Origin of the sequence: Nocardioides sp. (assembly GCF_051876515.1) — a bacterium.
Taxonomy (GTDB): Bacteria; Actinomycetota; Actinomycetes; order Propionibacteriales; family Nocardioidaceae; genus Nocardioides.
The window spans coordinates 1-18,837 of sequence record NZ_JBJEHY010000010.1; the positions used below are offsets into that span (position 1 = coordinate 1).

Genomic DNA, 18,837 nt, shown 5'->3' on the forward strand with positions numbered 1-18,837 from the left:
CAGGTGCCCGAGGACCTTCGTCAGGTTCCTCATGCGGTGACTCCGTTCCGTCGCGCCCACAGACCCGCCAGGAGGACGAGCACGAGCCCGGTCCCCAGCAGGGCCCCGTCGAGCGGGGTGATCCAGGACCGTCCGGCCACGGTCTCCCGGACGTCGGTGACCACAGGAGCGGCGGAGACGGCCGAGGAGAGCGTCTGCTCCACCAGGGCGGGGCCGGAGGAGGGAGTGACCTCGACCCAGCCGAGCAGGTCGCCTCCCGCGTCCTGCAGGGAGAGCAGGACCGGGGACCCGTCGCCGCCACGCAGGCGCACGGTGACCGTGCCACCCTCGTCGACGACCAGCCATCCGCCGGCGAGGGCCTCTGCCCCCTCGGCGGTCGGGTGCACGTACAGGTGGACGAGGTCGCCGGCGACGGCGCCCGGGATGCTCAGGGTGACCGTACGGCCCTTCTGCTGCGCGGTGATCCCGCCGTCCGGCAGGGCCCGCAGCTCCTCGGCCGAGGCCGCAGGGGCGGCCGGCGTGACCGGCACGTCGGCCGGTACCTCGGAGACCGGGTCGACGACCACCGGGGTCGTCGTGGTCTGGCTGTCGTCGTCCGTGCTGGCGACCCGCAGGTCGTCCCAGCCCAGGAGCCGACCCGTGCGGGTCTGGTCGCCGCTCTGCACCACGACCTTGAGCCGGCCGGCCGGCAGCTCGTCGGCGCCGGTCAGGCGCAGGTGACCGCGCCCGTCGACCTTGAACCAGCGCGACCACGGGTACCGCGGCGAACCGTCCTCGGTGTAGACGGAGACGAAGACCCACTCGTGGTCGTTGGCCCGGGGCACGACGAGGTCCAGGCGGTCGCCCTGGCGCTGCACGCTGAGATCGTGCCGCGTGGCGGGCCGCAGGACCCGGTCCGCGTCGAGCGGGTCGGGCGTCCCCTGGGGCTTGTAGCGCCCGATGCTGAAGGTGCCGCTGGCCACCGACCGGACCGTGTCCCCGCTGCGCAGGGACCCGGACAGCAGACGCAGCGTGTGGGCGCCGGTGGGGAACGCGGGCGTGGACGTCCTGGTGGTGCCGTCGGGCAGGGTGATCGCGGTACGGAACGTGCCGTCGGCGGCTTCGGCCTGGAAGACGGCCCAGATGGAGCGGTTGTCGTGGACCGAGCCGTCGAGGCGCGAGTAGGCGCCCTCGTCCAGCTTGACCGCGATCCTCGAGCCGCCACCCTCGGGGTGGCACCAGCCGGCACCGGTGATGACGAGCTCCCCGCCCTTCTCCACGACCGGGGTCTCGATGGCCACGGTCGGACGGTCGCTGGTCGGTGTGCAGACGACGTCGGAGTCGTCATCGTCCTCGCCCGTCCACGGGACGCCGCCGACGGTGAGTGGCTTGGTCGTCAGGGACCGCTGCACGTCCCCGCTCGCGAAGCGTCCGGACTGCAGGCTCACGGTGAGGTACTGACCGGCGGTGAGCGTGGGCAGGTCCAGGGAGATGTCGAAGGTCCCGCGCGGCGAGATCTCGTACTGGTGCGGGTGCGTGCCCGGCTGCGGCGTCAGGAGCGCCCAGATGGTGTCGTCGCCGGACGCCGAGGGGTGGGCGATGACGTCGCTCCCGGTGCGCCGGTACTGGCCGCCCGAGGAGCTGTTGCCGAGCTTGACGGCGACGGTGGAGCCGACACCGCCCGTGGTGGTCCAGCCGGTCCCCTTGATCCGCAGTCGCGCTCCGTCGCCCGCGGCGAGGTCGCGCTCGACCCACGCGGTGGTCGTACCGGCCCTCAGCGTGGTGTGTGTCCACGCGGGCGGGTCCTGCTCGCCCACCTCGGCGCCGCCGCTCACGGTGAAGGCACCGTTGAGGCTGCGGGTGACGTCGCCCGGCTTGAGGGAGCCGGTCAGCACGCGCACCTTGTGCTCGGACCCGTTGACCCACTCCTGCCAGGAACCGTCGGAGAGACGGGCGTTCGCGGCGGTCGGGTACGGGATCCGGGCGGTCCAGCGGCCGCTCGCGTCGGCCTCGACGAGGGCCTGGCTCCGCTTGTCACCGGTCACCTTCCCGGTGAGGGGGTCGATGACGTCACGCTTGGTGTACACGGTGGCGGGGTCGCCGGAGAAGGAGGCGTCGAGGAAGACGTTGACCACCGACCCGCTGGAGCCGTTGGTGACCTGCCACCCGGTGCCCTGCAGCACGATCTCGGAACCGGCCTCGACGCCGGTCGGGAAGGTCAGCGTGACCGTGCGACCCGTGTCGTCGGTCTGCGTGATCGTCGTGGTCGGGTTGTCCGCGTGCGCCGCGGGAACCAGCGCCACCCCGGTGCCGCCGAGCACGCCCAGGGTCAGGGCCGCGGCACCGCACACGGCGGCGCGCACGCGTGCCCAGGAGCGGGAGGTCGTGCTGCGCGCGCTCATGCGAGGCTGTCCACGACCGAGGCGACCAGGCCGCGCATGAGCAGTGGCCCACCGGTGGACGTCCACAGGGACCCGTCGACGAGGATGACGTGGCCCTCGCGGTACGCCTCGAGGTTGCGGAAGCCGGGCACCTTCTCCGCCTCGGTCAGCGCCGTGCGGGCACCGTCCGCGTCCGCCGTGCCGCCGGCCTGCGCGTTGCCCACCGAGGATCCACCCAGGGTGCCGAAGAACAGGTAGTCCGCGTCGATCTCGGAGAGGTTCTCCAGCGAGACGGGCTCACTGTGCCCGCGCCCGCGGCGGTCCTGACCCTCGGGCCTGGTCAGACCGAGGTCCTCCAGCGCCTGGCCGCCCGGCAGCTCCTTGAGGATGAGGGCGGCCGAACCGCCCTGCCAGCGGACGATCGAGAAGGTCGAGTCGGCGTACCCGCCGAGCTGCTCCTTCGCCTCGCCGACCTCCTGGTCGTACGCAGCCACGACGTCCTCAACCTCGTCGTCCATGCCGAGGGCCTGCCCGACGTGGGTGAAGTTGTCGCGCCAGTCGCCGCCCGCGAAGCCGGTCACGTACGTCGGAGCGACCTTGCGCAGGATCGAGATGGCCTCGGGGTTGTTGTTGATGGAGGTGCCGTCGACGAGGATCAGGTCGGGATCGGCCTTGCCGATCGCCTCGTAGTTCGGCTGGGCCACGCCGCCCAGCACCGGGATGTCGGCGGCGGCGTCGGCCAGGTAGGCGGGCACGGTGGACTGGCCACGTCCGGTGACGGTGCCGACCGGCTCGACGCCCAGGGCGAGGACACCGTCCAGGGTGGGTTCGGACAGGGCGACGACGCGCTCCGGGGCGGCCGGGACCTTCATCTCGGTGCCCTCGGCGTCCGTGACCGTGCGGGTCTCGCCGCTGGCCTGTGCGTCGCCACCCCCGCTGCCGCATCCGGCCGCGGTGAGCAGGAGGCCCACGGCGGCGAGGGCCGGGAGGAGGCGGGTACGGCGGCGCACAGACATCGGAGACTCCAAACAAGACGTTAGGTGAGGCAAGCCTAACTGTCATCCGATGAAGACGGCACACCGCGTCCGGCCCTGCGGCATGTGGCGCTGCTCACCCCGCTCTGGCGACAGGCTCCCCAGCAACCGCCCATGCGCCGACGGCGACGTCGTCGCCCCACTCCCCCAGCTCCAGCACTCCCAGCGGAGCCTCGTACCTGTTCAGGGGGCCGTCACCGTCCACGACCACGAGACGGGCCGGGGCCTCCAGGGTGGCCACACCAGCCTTGACCAGCGCCTCCTTGCGCACCCACAGCCGGGTGGCGTCGTGCGCGCCAGCACCGGCCTCGACCCAGGCCTGCTCCGCGGCGGCCAGCGCCCGTACGGGAACGGCGGAGCCGGAGGTCTCCACGTCCACCCCGCAGGCTCCCGGGGCCGCCACCGCGGCGACGTGCGTCCGGGTGTGGCTGAGGCTGAGCCCGAGCCCAGGCGCACCCACGACCCTGGGCGGTCCGTGGCCGGCGCTCCCGCACCCGGGGCAGCCGAGCTCGATGTCGAGGTCCCCGGCGGCGCACCGCAGCGCGTCCGCCGCGCACTCGCGCACCAGCCAGTGGGCGGCCAGGAAGGCCCGGCGGTCGCCCGCGTCCCGGAGCCGTTGCCAGCGGGCCAGCTCGGCGGACGAGAGCCGGCCCGGGTCGGCGCCCTCAACCGCCTCCACGGTGCGGAACAGCACCACCGCGGTCGTCGGCGACGTCACCGCCCCGGCCCTCTCACGGCACCGTGGCCAGGGCCGCGCGGTCCATCGCCTCGGCGAGGACCTCAGCGACGCGTCGTGCGTACGGCTGGCGCACCAGCTCGCCGTGGGTCGTCGGGACGGCCACCTGACGCACCTCGCCGTCGGTCCACGCCTCCCAGCCGGTCGCGTCCAGGTGCGTCTCCGGGCGGGGCGCGGAGGCCACGACCACGCTCACGTCCCCGCGCAGCCGGCGGTGGTGGGAGGTGCGCACGATCCGGGCAGCCTCCACCACGGACGCGAGGCAGCCGCCCAGGACCGCCTCGGGCAGCTGGGCCAGCGCACTGCCCCCGGTCCGCAGACGCTCGATGACGGACGCGCGGTCGAGCGGAACGCTCCCCACGGCACCGTCGGGTACGCCGCCGAGGCGCAGCACCCCGACGAGTGCCTCCTGCTCGCTCGGCTCGCCCAGGTGGCGCCACTGGTCCGCCGGGTAGGCGTCGAGCAGCACCACCGCGCCGACCTCCTGCCCCTCCGCACGGGCGATGGCCGCCACCTCGTGGGCGGCCATCCCGCCCAGGGACCAGCCAGCGACGTGGAAGGCGCCCGCGCCCACGACCCGTCGTACGGCCCGCAGCTGCCTCGCGGCGAGGGCCGCCAGGTCGGCCACCGGCTCGGGGCGCCCCGTCTCGATCCCCGGCGCCTGGACCACGTGAACGGGTTGGTCGAGCGGCAGGCCGGCCAGCAGTCCCAGGTAGCACCAGCCCAACCCTCCCGCCGGCGGCAGCAGGAACAACGGAGAGCGCGCGGAGCCCTCGGCCGTACGCAGGGTGAGCACCTCGTCGAACTCCTCGCCGTTCCCTCCCCGGTCCTGCAGGTGTCCGACCAGCGCGCGGGGCGAGGGTGCCGCGAAGACGTCGCGCAGCTCGATCCGGTCGCCGGTCACGGCCTCCACCTCGCCCAGCAGGCGCAGCACCCGCAACGAGTCACCACCCAGGTCGAAGAAGTCGTCCGTGGGGGCCACGGACTCGGCCCCCAGGACGGCCGCGAAGGTCGCGCACAGGCGCTGTTCCAGGAGGCTCTCCGGGGCCGTCGTGGCCTGCGTGCGCTCGGGTGGGTGCTCGGCCAGCAGTCGCCGACGGTCGGCCTTCCCCGAGACACTCACGGGTATGGCGGGGACCGCCACGTAGTGGCTGGGGCGCACCCCGGCCGCCAGGTGGTCCTCCGCGAGCGCACGCAGGGCCCTCTCGGCGGTCTCGTCGTCGGCGGTGGGCACGTACCAGACCACCAGGCTCGCCGGTCCGCCATCGGCGGCCACACCGGCGGCCAGGGCGCTGACGTGCTCGGCGGCGTCCAGGACGGACTCGACCTCTCCCAGCTCGAGGCGCTGCCCGCGGATCTTCACCTGGTCGTCGGTCCGGCCCACGTACTCCAGCTGACCGTCGGCGCGCCAGCGGGCCAGGTCGCCAGTGCGGTACAGCCGCGACCTGCCTTCGGTGCTGAACGGGTCCGGCACGAACCGCTCGGCGGTCAGGTCGGGGCGGCCGATGTACCCGTCGGCGAGCTGCACGCCCCCGAGGTACAGCTCGCCCACCGCATCTACGGGCCGGGGACGTCCCCGCTCGTCGAGGACGAGCGTGGTGGTGTTCCAGATCGGCGCACCGATCGGCACCGGGCCCAGCGCCCCGGCGGTCGTACGGCACACCGTGACGTCGACCGCCGCCTCGGTCGGGCCGTACAGGTTGGTGGGTGCCACGCCGAAGGCTGCGGCGCAGTCGTCGACGAGGGCCGCCGTGAGGGCCTCACCGCTGCACACGACGTCGCGGACGGCGGCCTCCCCCACCCGGCGCACGGCGTGCGGGTCACTGACGAAAGCCCGCAGCATGGAGGGGACGAAGTGGAGCAGGTCGACGCGCTGCTCGACGACCAGGTCGGCGAGGGCGCGGGGATCCCGGTGCGCGTCCGGAGGTGCGATCACCACGGTCGCCCCCACCTGCAGCGGCCAGAACAGCTCCCAGACCGACACGTCGAACGTGACCGGCGTCTTGTGGAGCACCCGGTCCCCCTCGGCCAGGGGGAACTCGTGCTGCATCCACGCCAACCGGTTGTCGATGGCCCGTTGGCCCACCACGACCCCCTTGGGGCGTCCCGTCGATCCCGACGTGAACAGCAGGTACGCCGCAGCGTCCAGGTCGTCGGGGACCCCGGGCAGATCGGCCGCCCGGCTCTCGGCGAGCTGCGACGGCGTCTGGACGACGTACGCAGCGTCGTCCAGACGCAGGTGGTCGGCGCTCTCGACGACGACCGTCCGTACGCCACCGTCGTTGAGCATGTCGCGCACCCGGCCCTCGGGGAGGTCGGTGCCCAGCGGCAGGTGGACGCCGCCCACGCGTTGCACTGCGTGCAGGACGACGAAGAGGTCCGTGCTGCGCGGCAGCATCACGCCCACCACGTCCCCGGGGCGCACTCCGGCAGCGACGAGGCCGCGCGCCACGGCCTCGACGCGCGCGTGCATGGCGCCGTACGTGACCTGCTCGTCGCCCAGCACGAGGGCCGTCGCCTCGGGCGTGGCCGTCGCCTGCGCGGCGAAACGCTGCGCCAGCGTCCGGTGGCTCACCGGGTGGCTGGTGTCGTTGAACTCCTCCACCACGAGGCGTCGCTCGGCCTCGTCCAGGAGGTCGAGGTCCGCGACGTTCGTCGAGTCGTCGGCTGCGGCGAACCGGCCCATCCACCCGAGCAGGCGCGCGGCGTGACGCCGGGTCTCCTCGGCGGAGTACAGCTGCGGGTTGGACTCGACCTCCAGCCGCACCGTGCGTCGGCGCCCCGGCGTGCCACGCAGGCACACGGTCATCTCCTCGACGGGACCTGCCGTCAGGTTGCGGACCACCCCGCGCACCTCACCCAGGCGCAGCTCGAGGTCGAAGGGGATCAGGTTCACCTGCGCGCCGAAGAGCTGGCTGCCGTCGCGCCGGTCCAGCCAGCGGACCAGGGTCTCCTGCCTCACCAGCGGGCTCGTGCGCAGCTCCTCCTGCTCGGTGGCCAGGTGCTGCAGGGTGTCGCGGAGGGTCGAGGCGACCGGGACGCTGACGGGCAGCACGTTCATCGCGGTGCAGACGGTGTGCGCGCTGGGCAGCGTGCCGACACCGGCCAGCGACCGGTTCATCAGGGGCAGCCCCACGCGCGTGGCCGGCAGCTGCGCGAAGCGGGCGAGGTACGCCCCGACGCCGGCGACCACCAGGTCGGTCCACGGCACACCCAGGCGGCGGGCACCACCCACCCACGCGGTCTGGTCATCGACGGGGACGTCGAGGGTCACCTTGTGGGAGGTGCCGGAGGGCTGGGCGACGCGGCCGGCCAGCCCCACCACTCCGGACATCTCTGCGGTGCGTACGCGCCAGAACTCCTCGTCCTCGGGGCTCACGGAGGGGTCCGCAGCAACGAGGTCGGACAGACCGACGCCGGACGGCGCGGGGGCCGGTCCGCCGGAGAGGGACGCGTTGACGTGCTCGGCGACCCGACGCAGCAGCTGCACCGCGCCGTACCCGTCCAGGACCACGTGGTGCGCGGCGTGGAACCACCAGCTGCGGTCGGTCCCCTGGAGCAGCGCCGAGCGGACCACGTCGCCGGCTTCGAGGTCCATCGGGCGCGCGAGGTCGTCGCGCATCCACCGCTCCGCGGCGGCGCCAGGGTCCTGCTCTCCCGACAGGTCGACCAGTCGGTGCACGGACGCGCGGTCCCCCACGACCTGCTGCTCGGGTCCCTCGGCGCCCTGGCGGAACCGCGTACGCAGCTGCTCGAACTCGCCGTGGGCCAGGTCCACGGCCCGCGCCACGAGCACCGGGTCCACCGGGCCCTCGAGCTCGACCACCTCGGCCGTCGTGTAGCACGGGTTGGTCGGGTCGAGGGCGTGCGCGAAGTAGAGGCCACGCTGGGCCGCCGTCAGGGGCAGCCACGGGTTGCCGGAGCCGGGCGGAACGTTCACGAGGTGACGGCCATCCGTCCCTGGTCGAGCAGGAAGGACCAGGACGGCTGGCGGGTGAAGTCGGCGAAGTCGACGTCGACACCCGCGTCGGCGAGGCGGTCGAGCATCTCGAATGCCCGCAGGGAGGTGAGTCCGTGGGCGAACAGGTCGTCGTGCGGCGCCGCCTTGATCCGCGCGAGGGCGTCCGCGTCGAGGACGGCACCGAGCGCCTCCTCGACGGTCAGCTCCCAGGTCCCCTCGCCCACCGACGGGGGCACGGGAGCGAGGCCAGCGACCACGACCTCGGCCGTGGTGACGACACCGCAGCAGCTGGCGATCTGCTCCAGGGCGCGCTGGTGCTCGGCCGGACCGAAGTCAGCCACGGCGTCGGCGACCACGAACGGGTGCACCTCGCGCATGAACGCGTCCGTGGCCGTCGCCGTGACGCCGATGTGGGCGTACACGCCCGTCACGACGAGCTGGTCGCGGCCCAGCTCGGCCAAGCGCTCGGCGAGGTCGGTGTGCGCGAAGGCGCTGTAGCGGTGCTTGGCGAGGACCACGTCCCCCTCGACCGGCTCGAGCGCCTCGACGATGTCGGTGTGCTCCGGCACCGGACTCATCCCGGGTCCCCAGAAGTCGCCCTGCAGGCCTCGCACGATCTCGCTGCTGAGCCCGGTCTGCGCGGTGTAGAAGACGGGCACGCCCGCGGCACGGGCCGCCGCGAGGATGCGAGCGGTCTCTCGCACGGCCGTACGCAGCGCCGGGCAGTCCTCGGCGTAGGGCCGCAGGAAGTAGCGCTGCATGTCGTGCACCAGCACCGCGGCACGGGCCGGGTCCAGCTGCCAGTCGAGCGACCGGCGCGACGCCTGGGCCGGGACGTGGAGCGGGGTCTCGTAGTGGATGGCGGCAGGCAGGCTCATCGGTTCTCCTGGGGTGCTGCGACGGCGGGGACGGACGACTCGGACAACGTGGAGGCGAGCAGCCGGCGGAGCTCCCGCCGGCTGTTCTTCCCCACGGGGGTGGTCGGGAACGAGGCGACCAGCGCGTACTGGTCGGGCAGCTTGTACGTGGCCAGCCCGCAGGACTGGAGGTGCGCCCGGAACAGGTCGTCCACCCGGTCGGGCAACGAGGCACCGGTCGCCGGCACCAGCACGGCCGCCAGACGTTCGCCCAGCAGCTCGTCGGGCACACCGACCACGACGGCGTCGTGCACCGCGGGGTGCGTCATCAGGAGGTTCTCGACCTCCTCGCTCGCGATCTTCTCGCCACCGCGGTTGATCTGGTCCTTCGCGCGACCGGTGACGACGAGGTGCCCGCTGGGCAGGCGTCGTACGAGGTCGCCGGTGCGGTAGAAGCCGTCGGCGGTGAAGGAGTCGGCGTCGGCCTGCTCGGAGCGGTAGTAGCCCCGGATCGTGTACGGGCCCCGCGTCAGCAGCAGCCCCTCCTCGCCCGCGGCCACGTCCCGGTCGTCCTCGTCGACGACGCGCACCTCGTCGTGCTCGCTGGTCGGGCGGCCCTGGGTGGTGGTGACGAGCTCGTCGGAGTCCTCGTCGCGCGTGTAGTTCACCAGGCCCTCGGCCATGCCGAAGACCTGCTGCAGGCGGGCTCCCAGGACCGGCGCGACCCGGCTGGCCACGCTCGGGGCCAGCTTGGCCCCGCCCACGCCGACCAGCCGCAGCGTGCCGAGGTCGGGGGCGCGTCGCTCGGCGGCGGCGATCCACGCCTGGAGCAGGGGCGGTACCAGGCTCGCGTGCGTGACGCCCTCGCGGGCGATCAGCGTGAACGCGGTGCGCGGGCTCGGGTCGGGAGCCATCACCACGGCACCGCCGACGTGCAGCACGCCGAGGATCCCGGGCGAGCTCATCGGGAAGTTGTGCGCCGCGGGCAGCGTGACGAGCAGCCGCGAGTCGGCGTCCAGCCCGCAGATCTCGGCCGACGCCCGGACGGAGTAGAGGTAGTCGGCGTGGGTGCGCGGGATCAGCTTGGAGACGCCGGTGGTGCCGCCCGACAGCTGGAGGAAGGCCACGTCCTCGCTGCCGGGGCGGGCAGTGCGCTGCGGGGTTGCCGGCACCGGCCTGGCGCCGTCCCAGGTGGCCACGTCGACCAGCAGGGGCGCCTCCACACCGGCTGCTTCGACCCGACGGACCACGTCGGCGTGCACCTCGGTCACGTCGGCCCCGGCCAGGTCTCGGCCGACCACGAGCGCGGCCGCGTCGGCGACGGTGCAGAAGTGCGCCAGCTCGAGCGCGCGGTGCGTGGGGAGCGCGAAGACCGGGACTGCCCCGAGGCGGAAGAGCCCGAGGACCACGGCCATGTACTCCACCGTGTTGGGAAGGGCGTGCACGACGCGGTCACCGGGGCACACCCCGAGCTCGGCGAACCGGGCGACGACCACGTCGACCTGCTGGTCCAGCTCCGCGTACGTCCACCGCACCGGGGTGCCGTGGACGTCACGTCCGACCACGGCCGTACGCCCAGCGAACCGCGCCGCGCGCTCACCGAGGAACTCCGCGAGCGTCTCGTCGGTCCACAGGCCCAGCTCCCGGTAGCGGAGACGCTCCTCGGCTGGCCAACCGCGGACCGGCGCGAGCGGGGACCGGAGGGTTCGGGTGCTCACAGTCCCACCACCGACATCATCGTGCGCAGCTTGGCGCCGGTCTCCCGCACCTCGGCCGCGGGGTCGGAACCGGCGACGATCCCGGCGCCCGCGAAGAGCCGCAGGTTCTCGCCGTCGAGAACTCCCGAGCGGAGGGTGAGGGCGAACTCGCCGTCCCCTCGGCCGTCCATCCACCCGACGGCGCCGGCCAGGTAGCCCCGCTCGGCGCTCTCGTGCTCGCCGATCAGACGCATCGCCTCGGCGCGCGGGGCGCCGCCGACAGCCGGCGTGGGGTGCAGGAGCTGCGCGAGGTGCAGCACGCTGGTGCCGCCCGCGCCCGCCCGCACCCGGGCCCGCACGCGCGTCCCGAGGTGCCACAGCGCGTCGGTGCCGATCACCTCCGGGGCGTCGGCCCGCACGTCGTCGCAGGTGGCACCCAGCCGGGTGAGCAGGTCCTCGATCACGATGCGGTGCTCGTGGAGGTCCTTGACCGAGGAGGCCAGCCCCTCGCGGCGCTGCTCGTCCTCGGCCGGGTCCGCGGAACGCGGGATGGAGCCCGCCAGGGGCATCGCCTCGACCCGGTCACCGGAGCGGCGTACGAGCAGCTCAGGGCTGCCGCCGAGAACCCGGACGTCCCGACCGGCGGAGGGCACCGGGACCGAGTAGACGAACTGTCCCGGCCTGGTCCGCAGCAGCCGGGCGAGCAGGTCGCCCGGGTCGAGCGGCGGGTGGCTGCGTACGTCGAGGAACCGGCCCAGCACCACCTTCTCGGCCGCACCCGAGGCGATGACCTCGAGCAGCTCCGCGACGTGCTGGCCGTACTCGTGCGCCGAGGGCACCTCGGCGATGTCGTGCCGACGTTCGAGCGTGGCTGGTTGCGGCACCGAGAGGTCGCAGGTGGCCAGGAAGCCTCCCCCGGACAGACGGTGCATGACCGCGGGGTCCTCTGGCGCGAAGCTGATCGCCCCGACGGCCAGACCGTCCTGTCCCAGACCATCCAGGACCCGGTCGGCCCACTCGGCGTCGTCGCTGCGCGCTGAGTCCCAGCGCACCGCGGGACGTCCCACCAGGGTGTGCGAGGGCGTGGAGAAGGTGATCAGGCCGGGATCGGTGACGTCGAGCCGCGAGGAGACCACCGGAACCATCTGCAGGGTGCTCACAGGGAGGCACCTCCGTCCACGAAGATCTGCTGGAGGGTGACGTGGCGGGCCGCGTCGGAGAGCAGGAAGGCCACCACGCCGGCCACGTCCTCGGGGTCGGCGATCCGCCCAAGGGGGATGCCGAGCCGGTGCTGCGCGGGGTCACCGAGCAGCGCGGCACGCCGTCCGACCTCGGGGTCCGCCCACAGGTCACGCTGCATCGGGGTGTCGGTCGACCCCGGCTCGACCACGTTGCACCGGATGCCGCGGGGAGCCAGCTCGAGGCCCACGCAGCGCGTCAGGGCGGAGGTGGCCGCCTTGGAGGCGGCGTAGGCGACCATCCCCGTACGGGGCACGCGTGCCGCGTTGGAGCTGACCACGACCACCGCTCCCCCGTCGTCCAGCCGGGGGGCCGCCGCCTGCAGGCAGTGCATGACGCCGGTGGTGTTGACCGCGAGGTGCGCGTCCCAGTCCTCGCGCGACAGCTCGCCCAGGGTGGCGGGTCGCAGGATCCCGGCCGCGCAGACGAGCGCGGCGAGGCCGCCCTCCCCAGCGGCGGCGGCGACCGCCGCGGCCACCGCGTCGCCGTCCGTCACGTCGACCTCGTGGACGGAGACCGTCGCCGCTCCTGCGGCCCGGGCCTGGTCGGCCACCGCCGCGAGGCCCTCACCGTCCCGGTCGAGCAGCGCCAGATGGGCCCCGGCGCCCGCGAGCACGCGGGCGGTCGCCGCCCCGATGCCCCCGGCGGCACCTGTCACGAGGGTTGTCATCGACCCCGGAGAACGATTCATGGGATCATGGTAAGGGCAGGCTTACCTAATGCGTCCAGCCGGTCTCACAGCGGATGCACAGGCGCCCGGGCCACCTGCGCGGGAGTCTGACGTCAGACGCGGGTGGCGCAGATCATGTACTGCATCAGGACCTCGTGGTTCGGGGCGACGCCCAGCTCGACGTCCAGCTCGTGCAGGCGGGTCAGCTCCACGACCCGGACGTCGTGGAAACCGGCCGCCTCGATCCTCCGCACGAGCGGTTCGATCGTCGCCTGCTCGGCCAGCGGCAGCGCCTGGCGCACGGTCTCGTCGTACGCCTCCACGAACTCGTCGCTCGCGCCCTCGTGGAGACCCCGCGCGAACCACGTGGCGTCCACCACCGCGAGCCTCCCGCCCGGGCGGAGCACCCGCCGCCACTCGGCGAGAGCGCGGTCCGGCTCGCGCAAGGTCCACGTGACGTACCGGTTCACCACGGCGTCGAACGACCCGTCGGGGAACGCCGGTCGGACGGCGTCGCCCACCGCGAACACCGGCGGGTTCTCCATCGTGGCCGCGTGGGCCCGGGCGCGCTCGAGCATCCCCTCGGCCAGGTCGGTCCCCGTGACCCGGTGCCCCAGACCGGCGAGCGTGCAGGCCACGTACCCGCTGCCCGTCCCCACGTCCAGGACGTCGAGCGGGGCGGTGCCGAGAGCATCCGTGTACGCAGCGCGCCAGGCCTGCAGGTCGAGGTCGCGGCGGTCATCGCGCTGCTGGTACTCGTCATAGGGGACGGCGCGGCGCGTCCAGTAGTCGTTCATCGCGGCCTGGACGGCACCGGCGTCTGTCGTGCTCATCGGGGTGGTCTCCTTCGTCGGTGTGTGCGGGTGGTCAGTGAGGCGCGGTGGCGGCGCCAGCCCGCGCGGGCCTGAAAACGAGCTGGAACCCGTCGTCCACCGGGACGCTGCGTACGCGCACCCCGTAGACCGGCTCGAGGTGCTCGGGGGTCAGCACGTCCTCCGGGGTGCCGCCGGCTGCCACGGATCCACCGTCCAGCAGGAGCACGTTGTCGCAGTAGTGGGCGGCCAGGTTCAGGTCGTGCAGGACGACGACGACCGTGCGGTGGTCCTCCCGCGCCATCGACCGGGCGAGGTCGAGGACCTCGTGCTGGTAGCGGACGTCGAGATGGTTGGTCGGTTCGTCCAGCAGCAGGTGCGTGGCCTCCTGGGCCAGGGCTCGCGCGATGAGCACGCGCTGGCGCTCCCCGCCTGACAGGCCGTCGAACGGCTCGTGCGCCTTCCCCAGCATGCCCACCCGGCGCAGGGCGGCCGCGGCCGCCTCCTCGTCGGTACGGCGCGCACCGCCGAACCCGGAGCGGTGCGGCGTACGGCCCAGCAGCACCATGTCCGAGACCAGCAGCGGGAGGTCGCCGGCCACCTCCTGGACCACCACGGCGACACGGCGGGCGACCTCGCGGGCCGGGAGACGGTCCACGACGTCCCCGTCGATGAGGACCGCTCCTCCGTCGGGGCGCAATGAGCCGTACAGCGTGCGCAGCAGGGTGGTCTTGCCCGACCCGTTCGGCCCGACGAGCCCCAGCACCTGGCCGTGCGGCGCCTGCAGGTCGACGCCCCGTAGGACCTCACGCCGCGGGTACGAGAATGAGAGCCCCTCGGCGGCGATCACGGGTGGAACCGGTCCACGATGCGCTCGAGACCGTCGATGGCCAACGGGCTCGGCGGCTCGGTGAAGTTGAACAGCTGGACAAGGACCTGGTCCTCCTTGACCGCCGTGAGTGCCCCGGCGCCGTTGAGGGTGGTCAGGGCGTTCTTCACCGTCTGGGGATCTCCGTCGGAGTGGAGCAGCACCAGCACGTCCGGGTCGCGGTCCACGAGCTCCTCGACGGTCACCTCGAAGACCCGTTCGTCCACGTCGGCGAACACGTTGGTGAAGCCGGCCGCTTCGAGCTGGGGGTGCGCCATCGACCTGGTCCCGTACGCGTACGGGGTGCCACCGTCCACCGTGGGGTACAGCACCGCAGCGGTGCGGTCCTCGTCCGACGGTACCCGTTCGAGAATCGCGGCGAGCTGGTCACGGTTGGCGCGCACCGCGTCCTCCGCCGCGTCCGGGACCGCGAAGACCTTGCCGTACGTGCGCAGCTGCTCCTCCACGGTCTCGAACGTCGGGTCCTCGGGTGGCGTCGGGCAGAGCGCCGGCTCCTCGAGCAGCGGGACCCCGACGGCCCCGAGCGTGTCCCTGGTGAGGTTGTCCGACGCGCCCAGCACGAGGTCAGGGCGCTGCGCGAGCACCACCTCCTTGGAGATCTGCAGGTGCCCTGAGGAGTCGAGCTGGTCGCTCAGCACCGGGATCCGCTCGAGTGCCGCCCAGGTCGCGTCGTCGTAGTAGGCCCGCTCGTAGGCGCCCGCGCGGGCGGTCACGACCTCGTCGAGGATCCCGAGGTCGGCCAGGAACGGCACAGCGCCCGGCTTGAGGAGCACCGCCCGCTCGGGTGACCGGTCGAAGGCGACCTCAGCCCCGCAGTTGTCGACGCTGACGGAGTATCCCGCCTGGCTGCTGCCGGTCGAGGAGGTGCCGCCCGAGGTGCCGCACGCCGCGAGGACGAGGGCCAAGGCACCCAGGGAGGTGGCGCGGCGCGCGGCGCGCACGGGGGCAGGACGGCGAGTGGTCACGAAGATCTCCTTCGGAGCGGTCAGGTGGTGGGCTGCAGCCGACGTACGAGGTGGAGCAGGAACGGCGCCCCGACCATCGCGGTGACGATGCCGATCGGCAGCTCCCGGGGCTGCAGGAGCATGCGGGCCAGGAGATCGGCCCAGATCAGGAACGTGGCTCCGAGCAGCGCGGCCACGGGCACCACCCAGTGGTGGGTGGCCCCGACGATGCGTCGGGCCAGGTGCGGCACCACCAGGCCGACGAACCCGATGCTGCCGGAGGCGGCCACCACGAACCCGACGCACAGTGAGACCAGCACGAGCAGCTGGGTGCGGAACCGCGTCGGCTCCACGCCGAGGACCAGTGCGGTCTCGTCGCCGATCGCCAGGGCGTCCAGACGTCGCCCCCAGGCCGTCAGCGCGAACACCGTGAGCGCCACGACGACGACCAGGAGCGTCAGGGTCGGACCCCACTGGGAGAGGGCGAGTGAGCCCAGGAGCCAGAACATGACCGTCCGCGCTCCCTCGGCCGAGCCGGAGGCGAAGATCAGGAAACTCGTGAGGGCGGACAGCGCGTAGCCCACGGCGACACCGGCCATGAGCAGCCGGACAGAGGTGACCCGCCCCGAGGCGCGGGCGACCGCGAAGACCAGCAGGGACGCGGCCAGGGCGCCGAGGAAGGCGCTCGTGGGCAGCGCGTGCTCGCCCAACCCCAGTCCGAGCCCGAACAGGATCGTGGCGGCCGCGCCGCTGGAGGCGCCGGAGTTGATGCCGAGCAGGTACGGGTCTGCGAGGACGTTGCGGACCATGGCCTGCAGGGCCGCCCCGCACACGGCGAGTCCCGCGCCGACCGCGACCGCCATGACCACGCGCGGGACGCGCACGTCCCAGACGATGGTCGCGGTCGTCTCGTCGGCCGCGACGCCACCCGTGAGGCGGGCCCAGACGACTGCCCCCACCTCGTTGACGGGGATCCACACCGGCCCCACGGCCACGCCGAGCACCACGGAGCCCCCGAGGAGCGCGCTCAGCGCCGCCAGCACGGCGACGTTGCGCCGACGCCGTACGGCGCGCCCGAGGAGGTCCCCTGCGGGGTCGAGCGCCACGGTCTCTGGTGCGAGCACGGCCGATCCCTACTCTTGCGATTGATTTGCAATAACCACGGACAGACTAGAGCAGGGCGCCGTTGCCCGAGCACCCGCCCCAGCACACGCAGAACCCGCCCACCAGCAGACGCAGGGGTGTGACGCCGACTACATTCCTCCCGACGGGGGCGGACGACGGAGGTAGCAGTGACGAACGAGGATTCCTACGACCTGGTGGTGCGAGGCGGCACCTACTTCGACGGCACGGGCGCCCCCGGCGTACGGGCCGACGTGGGTGTGCGGGACGGCGTCGTCGCCGCCGTCAGCGCCTCTCCGCTGCCCGTCGGACCCGAGACCCGGGTCATCGAGGCGGCAGGCCGTTGGGTGACCCCCGGGTTCGTCGACGCGCACACGCACTACGACGCCGAGCTGATCGTCGCCCCGGGACTGTCGGAGTCGGTGCGCCACGGCGTCACCACCGTCCTGATCGGCAACTGCTCCATCTCCGCGGTCTACAGCGACGCCCTCGACGTGGCCGACCTGTTCAGCCGCGTGGAGGCACTCCCCCGCCACGCCGTGCTGGCCGCCCTCGAGGACCACAAGTCCTGGTCCACGCCCGCCGAGTGGGCCGCCGCCATGGACGAGCTCGCACTCGGGCCCAACGTCGCCTCCTTCATCGGCCACTCCGACGTCCGCGCGTCGGTCATGGGCCTGGGCCGCGCCACCGATCCCGCGCACCGGGCCAGCCGCCAGGAGATGGTCGAGATCGACCGGCGCATCGAGGAGGCGCTGGACGCCGGGTTCATGGGCGTCTCGACGATGACGAACCCCTGGGACAAGCTCGACGGCGACCGGTACCGCTCACGCACCCTGCCCTCCACCCACGCGAGCTGGAAGGAGTTCCGGCGGATCAGCCGGGTGCTGCGACGGCGCGACGGCGTCCTGCAGGGAGTCCCGAACCTCAACACCAAGGTGGACGTCGCCTTCTACGCCACGACCTCGATCGGCCGCTTCCGCAAGCCCCTGCGCGTCTCCCTCCTCTCCGCGGCCGACACCGTGGCCGAGCCGTGGGTGAACCGCATCTTCGGCCCCATCGCCTGGCTGGCGAACCGGCTCGGTGGCGGGAAGTTCGTGTGGCAGCACCTGCCGACCACCTTCCGGGTGTGGGCGGACGGCATCGACCTGGTCGTCTTCGAGGAGTTCGGGTCGGGGCGCGAGGCCCTGCACCTCAAGGAGGAGATGGGCCGCAACGACCTGCTCGCCTCCGAGGCGTACCGCCGCTGGTTCCGCGAGGACTTCGAGAAGCGGTTCAGCCCGCGCGTGTGGCACCGCGACTTCGACGACGCCGAGATCACGGAGTGCCCCGACGCGAGCCTGGTGGGCAGCACCGTCGGCGACGTGGCCCGCAGCCGCGGCCTGCACCCGGTCGACTGCTTCCTCGACCTCGTCGTGGAGCACGGCACCGACTTCCGCTGGTCCACGGTGATCGCCAACACCCGACCCCAGGTGGCCAACAGGCTCGTCAACACCCCGGGCGTCACGATCGGGTTCTCCGACGCCGGTGCGCACCTGCGCAACATGGCCTTCTACAACTTCGGCGTACGCCTCCTCGAGCGGGTCCACGACGCCAAGGTCGCCGGCAAGCCGTTCATGGACGTCGAGAAGGCGGTCCACAAGCTGACCGGCGAGCTGGCCGACTTCTACCGCCTCGACGCGGGCCGCATCCGCGTCGGCGACCGCGCGGACCTGGTGGTCGTCGACCCCGTCGGGCTGGACGGCTCGTCCACGGAGTACCACGAGGCGGAGCTGGTCGAGCTCGGCGGCGTGCACCGCATCGTCAACCGCAACGACGACGCCGTCGTGGCCACCGTCGTGGCCGGCGAGGTGGTGTGGGAGAACGGGGAGTTCGCTCCGGGGTACGGGACCACGCTCGGCACGGGCCAGTTCCTGCGTGCAGGGCGGACGATGGCACCGCGACCGGCCACCCGGAGCGCGGCGACCGCCTGACCGGATCGACTCAGACCGTCGCCGGGGCTTCGGACGCTTCCGGCTCCCCGGCGACGGGCTCGGCGCTCGCGACCGCGTGCGCGACCGCGCGCGCCAGACCTTCCGGGGTCGCGTCCGCCCACCCGACGGCGGCCAGCACGATCAGACCCACCAGGGCGTCCTCGATCTGCTGCACCGTGGAGTACGCCGGCAGCTCCCCCTCGACGACCGCCTTCTCCAGCCGCAGCGTCACCTGACCGCTGCTGTTGAGCAGCGAGCGCAGGCGCGCCGCCAGCTCGTCGTCGCTGCTGGCCGCGGTGATGAACGATCGCAGGAGCCGGGCCTCGGTGCCGTCCCCACCCACCCCCAGGAGGCGGGTGAGCCACTCCAGCATGTCCGCGTGGACGTCCCCGGTGTCGCGTGGCGAGAGGTCCTGGCCCCACATCAGCCCCTCGAGCAGGCAGTCCGCGAGCAGGTCGGGCTTGGTCGGCCACCAGCGGTAGATGGTCTGCTTGCCGACCTTGGCCCGCGCGGCGACCGCCTGGATCGTGAAGGCGTAGCCCTTCT

Annotated in this window: 14 protein-coding genes; 1 reads left to right on the forward strand and 13 read right to left on the reverse strand. The window is 73.2% G+C overall.

What is annotated here, in order from left to right; all coding sequences use genetic code 11:
* Positions 1-29: 29 nt before the first annotated feature.
* The 12 genes from ACI379_RS00460 to ACI379_RS00515 form a co-directional block, all read right to left on the reverse strand.
* A complete protein-coding gene (locus tag ACI379_RS00460; protein WP_439790088.1) occupies positions 30-2,381 on the reverse strand; it encodes a hypothetical protein in 2,352 nt (783 codons plus the stop codon).
* Positions 2,378-3,376, reverse strand: a complete 999-nt coding sequence (locus ACI379_RS00465; protein ID WP_439790089.1) for an ABC transporter substrate-binding protein — start codon at positions 3,374-3,376, stop codon at positions 2,378-2,380. Before ACI379_RS00465 ends, ACI379_RS00460 begins: the two co-directional genes overlap by 4 nt.
* Before the next feature lie 94 nt (positions 3,377-3,470).
* Positions 3,471-4,112: a 4'-phosphopantetheinyl transferase family protein gene (locus ACI379_RS00470; protein WP_439790090.1), complete on the reverse strand. Its 642-nt coding sequence runs from the start codon at positions 4,110-4,112 to the stop codon at positions 3,471-3,473.
* Between the two features lie 13 nt (positions 4,113-4,125).
* Entirely contained in the window at positions 4,126-8,070 is a 3,945-nt protein-coding gene (locus tag ACI379_RS00475; protein ID WP_439790091.1) for an amino acid adenylation domain-containing protein, read from the reverse strand.
* Positions 8,067-8,969, reverse strand: a complete 903-nt coding sequence (locus ACI379_RS00480) for an isochorismatase family protein (protein WP_439790092.1) — start codon at positions 8,967-8,969, stop codon at positions 8,067-8,069. The genes ACI379_RS00475 and ACI379_RS00480 overlap by 4 nt, the downstream gene beginning before the upstream one ends.
* Positions 8,966-10,666, reverse strand: a complete 1,701-nt coding sequence (locus tag ACI379_RS00485) for a (2,3-dihydroxybenzoyl)adenylate synthase (RefSeq protein ID WP_439790093.1) — start codon at positions 10,664-10,666, stop codon at positions 8,966-8,968. The genes ACI379_RS00480 and ACI379_RS00485 overlap by 4 nt, the downstream gene beginning before the upstream one ends.
* The gene (locus tag ACI379_RS00490; protein ID WP_439790094.1) at positions 10,663-11,805 is read right to left on the reverse strand and encodes an isochorismate synthase; all 1,143 of its coding nucleotides are present in this window, start codon (positions 11,803-11,805) and stop codon (positions 10,663-10,665) included. Before ACI379_RS00490 ends, ACI379_RS00485 begins: the two co-directional genes overlap by 4 nt.
* Positions 11,802-12,575: an SDR family oxidoreductase gene (locus ACI379_RS00495; RefSeq protein ID WP_439790095.1), complete on the reverse strand. Its 774-nt coding sequence runs from the start codon at positions 12,573-12,575 to the stop codon at positions 11,802-11,804. Before ACI379_RS00495 ends, ACI379_RS00490 begins: the two co-directional genes overlap by 4 nt.
* 92 nt (positions 12,576-12,667) lie before the next feature.
* Entirely contained in the window at positions 12,668-13,387 is a 720-nt protein-coding gene (locus ACI379_RS00500; RefSeq protein ID WP_439790096.1) for a class I SAM-dependent methyltransferase, read from the reverse strand.
* Positions 13,388-13,421: 34 nt separating this feature from the next.
* Positions 13,422-14,216, reverse strand: a complete 795-nt coding sequence (locus ACI379_RS00505) for an ABC transporter ATP-binding protein (RefSeq protein ID WP_439790097.1) — start codon at positions 14,214-14,216, stop codon at positions 13,422-13,424.
* Positions 14,213-15,220 (reverse strand): ABC transporter substrate-binding protein, encoded by a 1,008-nt coding sequence (locus ACI379_RS00510; RefSeq protein WP_439790098.1) that lies wholly within the window; start codon positions 15,218-15,220, stop codon positions 14,213-14,215. Before ACI379_RS00510 ends, ACI379_RS00505 begins: the two co-directional genes overlap by 4 nt.
* 20 nt (positions 15,221-15,240) lie before the next feature.
* Positions 15,241-16,323, reverse strand: a complete 1,083-nt coding sequence (locus ACI379_RS00515) for a FecCD family ABC transporter permease (RefSeq protein ID WP_439790099.1) — start codon at positions 16,321-16,323, stop codon at positions 15,241-15,243.
* Between the two features lie 168 nt (positions 16,324-16,491).
* On the opposite strand from ACI379_RS00515, the gene ACI379_RS00520 reads away from it, so the two are divergent.
* Positions 16,492-18,291 carry an N-acyl-D-amino-acid deacylase family protein gene (locus ACI379_RS00520; RefSeq protein ID WP_439790100.1) on the forward strand — a complete coding sequence of 600 codons (1,800 nt, stop codon included), beginning with the start codon at positions 16,492-16,494 and terminating at the stop codon, positions 18,289-18,291.
* A 10-nt stretch (positions 18,292-18,301) separates the two neighbouring features.
* Here ACI379_RS00520 and ACI379_RS00525 read toward each other — a convergent pair.
* Positions 18,302-18,837, reverse strand: a 536-nt coding sequence (locus ACI379_RS00525) for a TetR-like C-terminal domain-containing protein (protein ID WP_439790101.1), incomplete at its 5' end; no start/stop codon positions are given.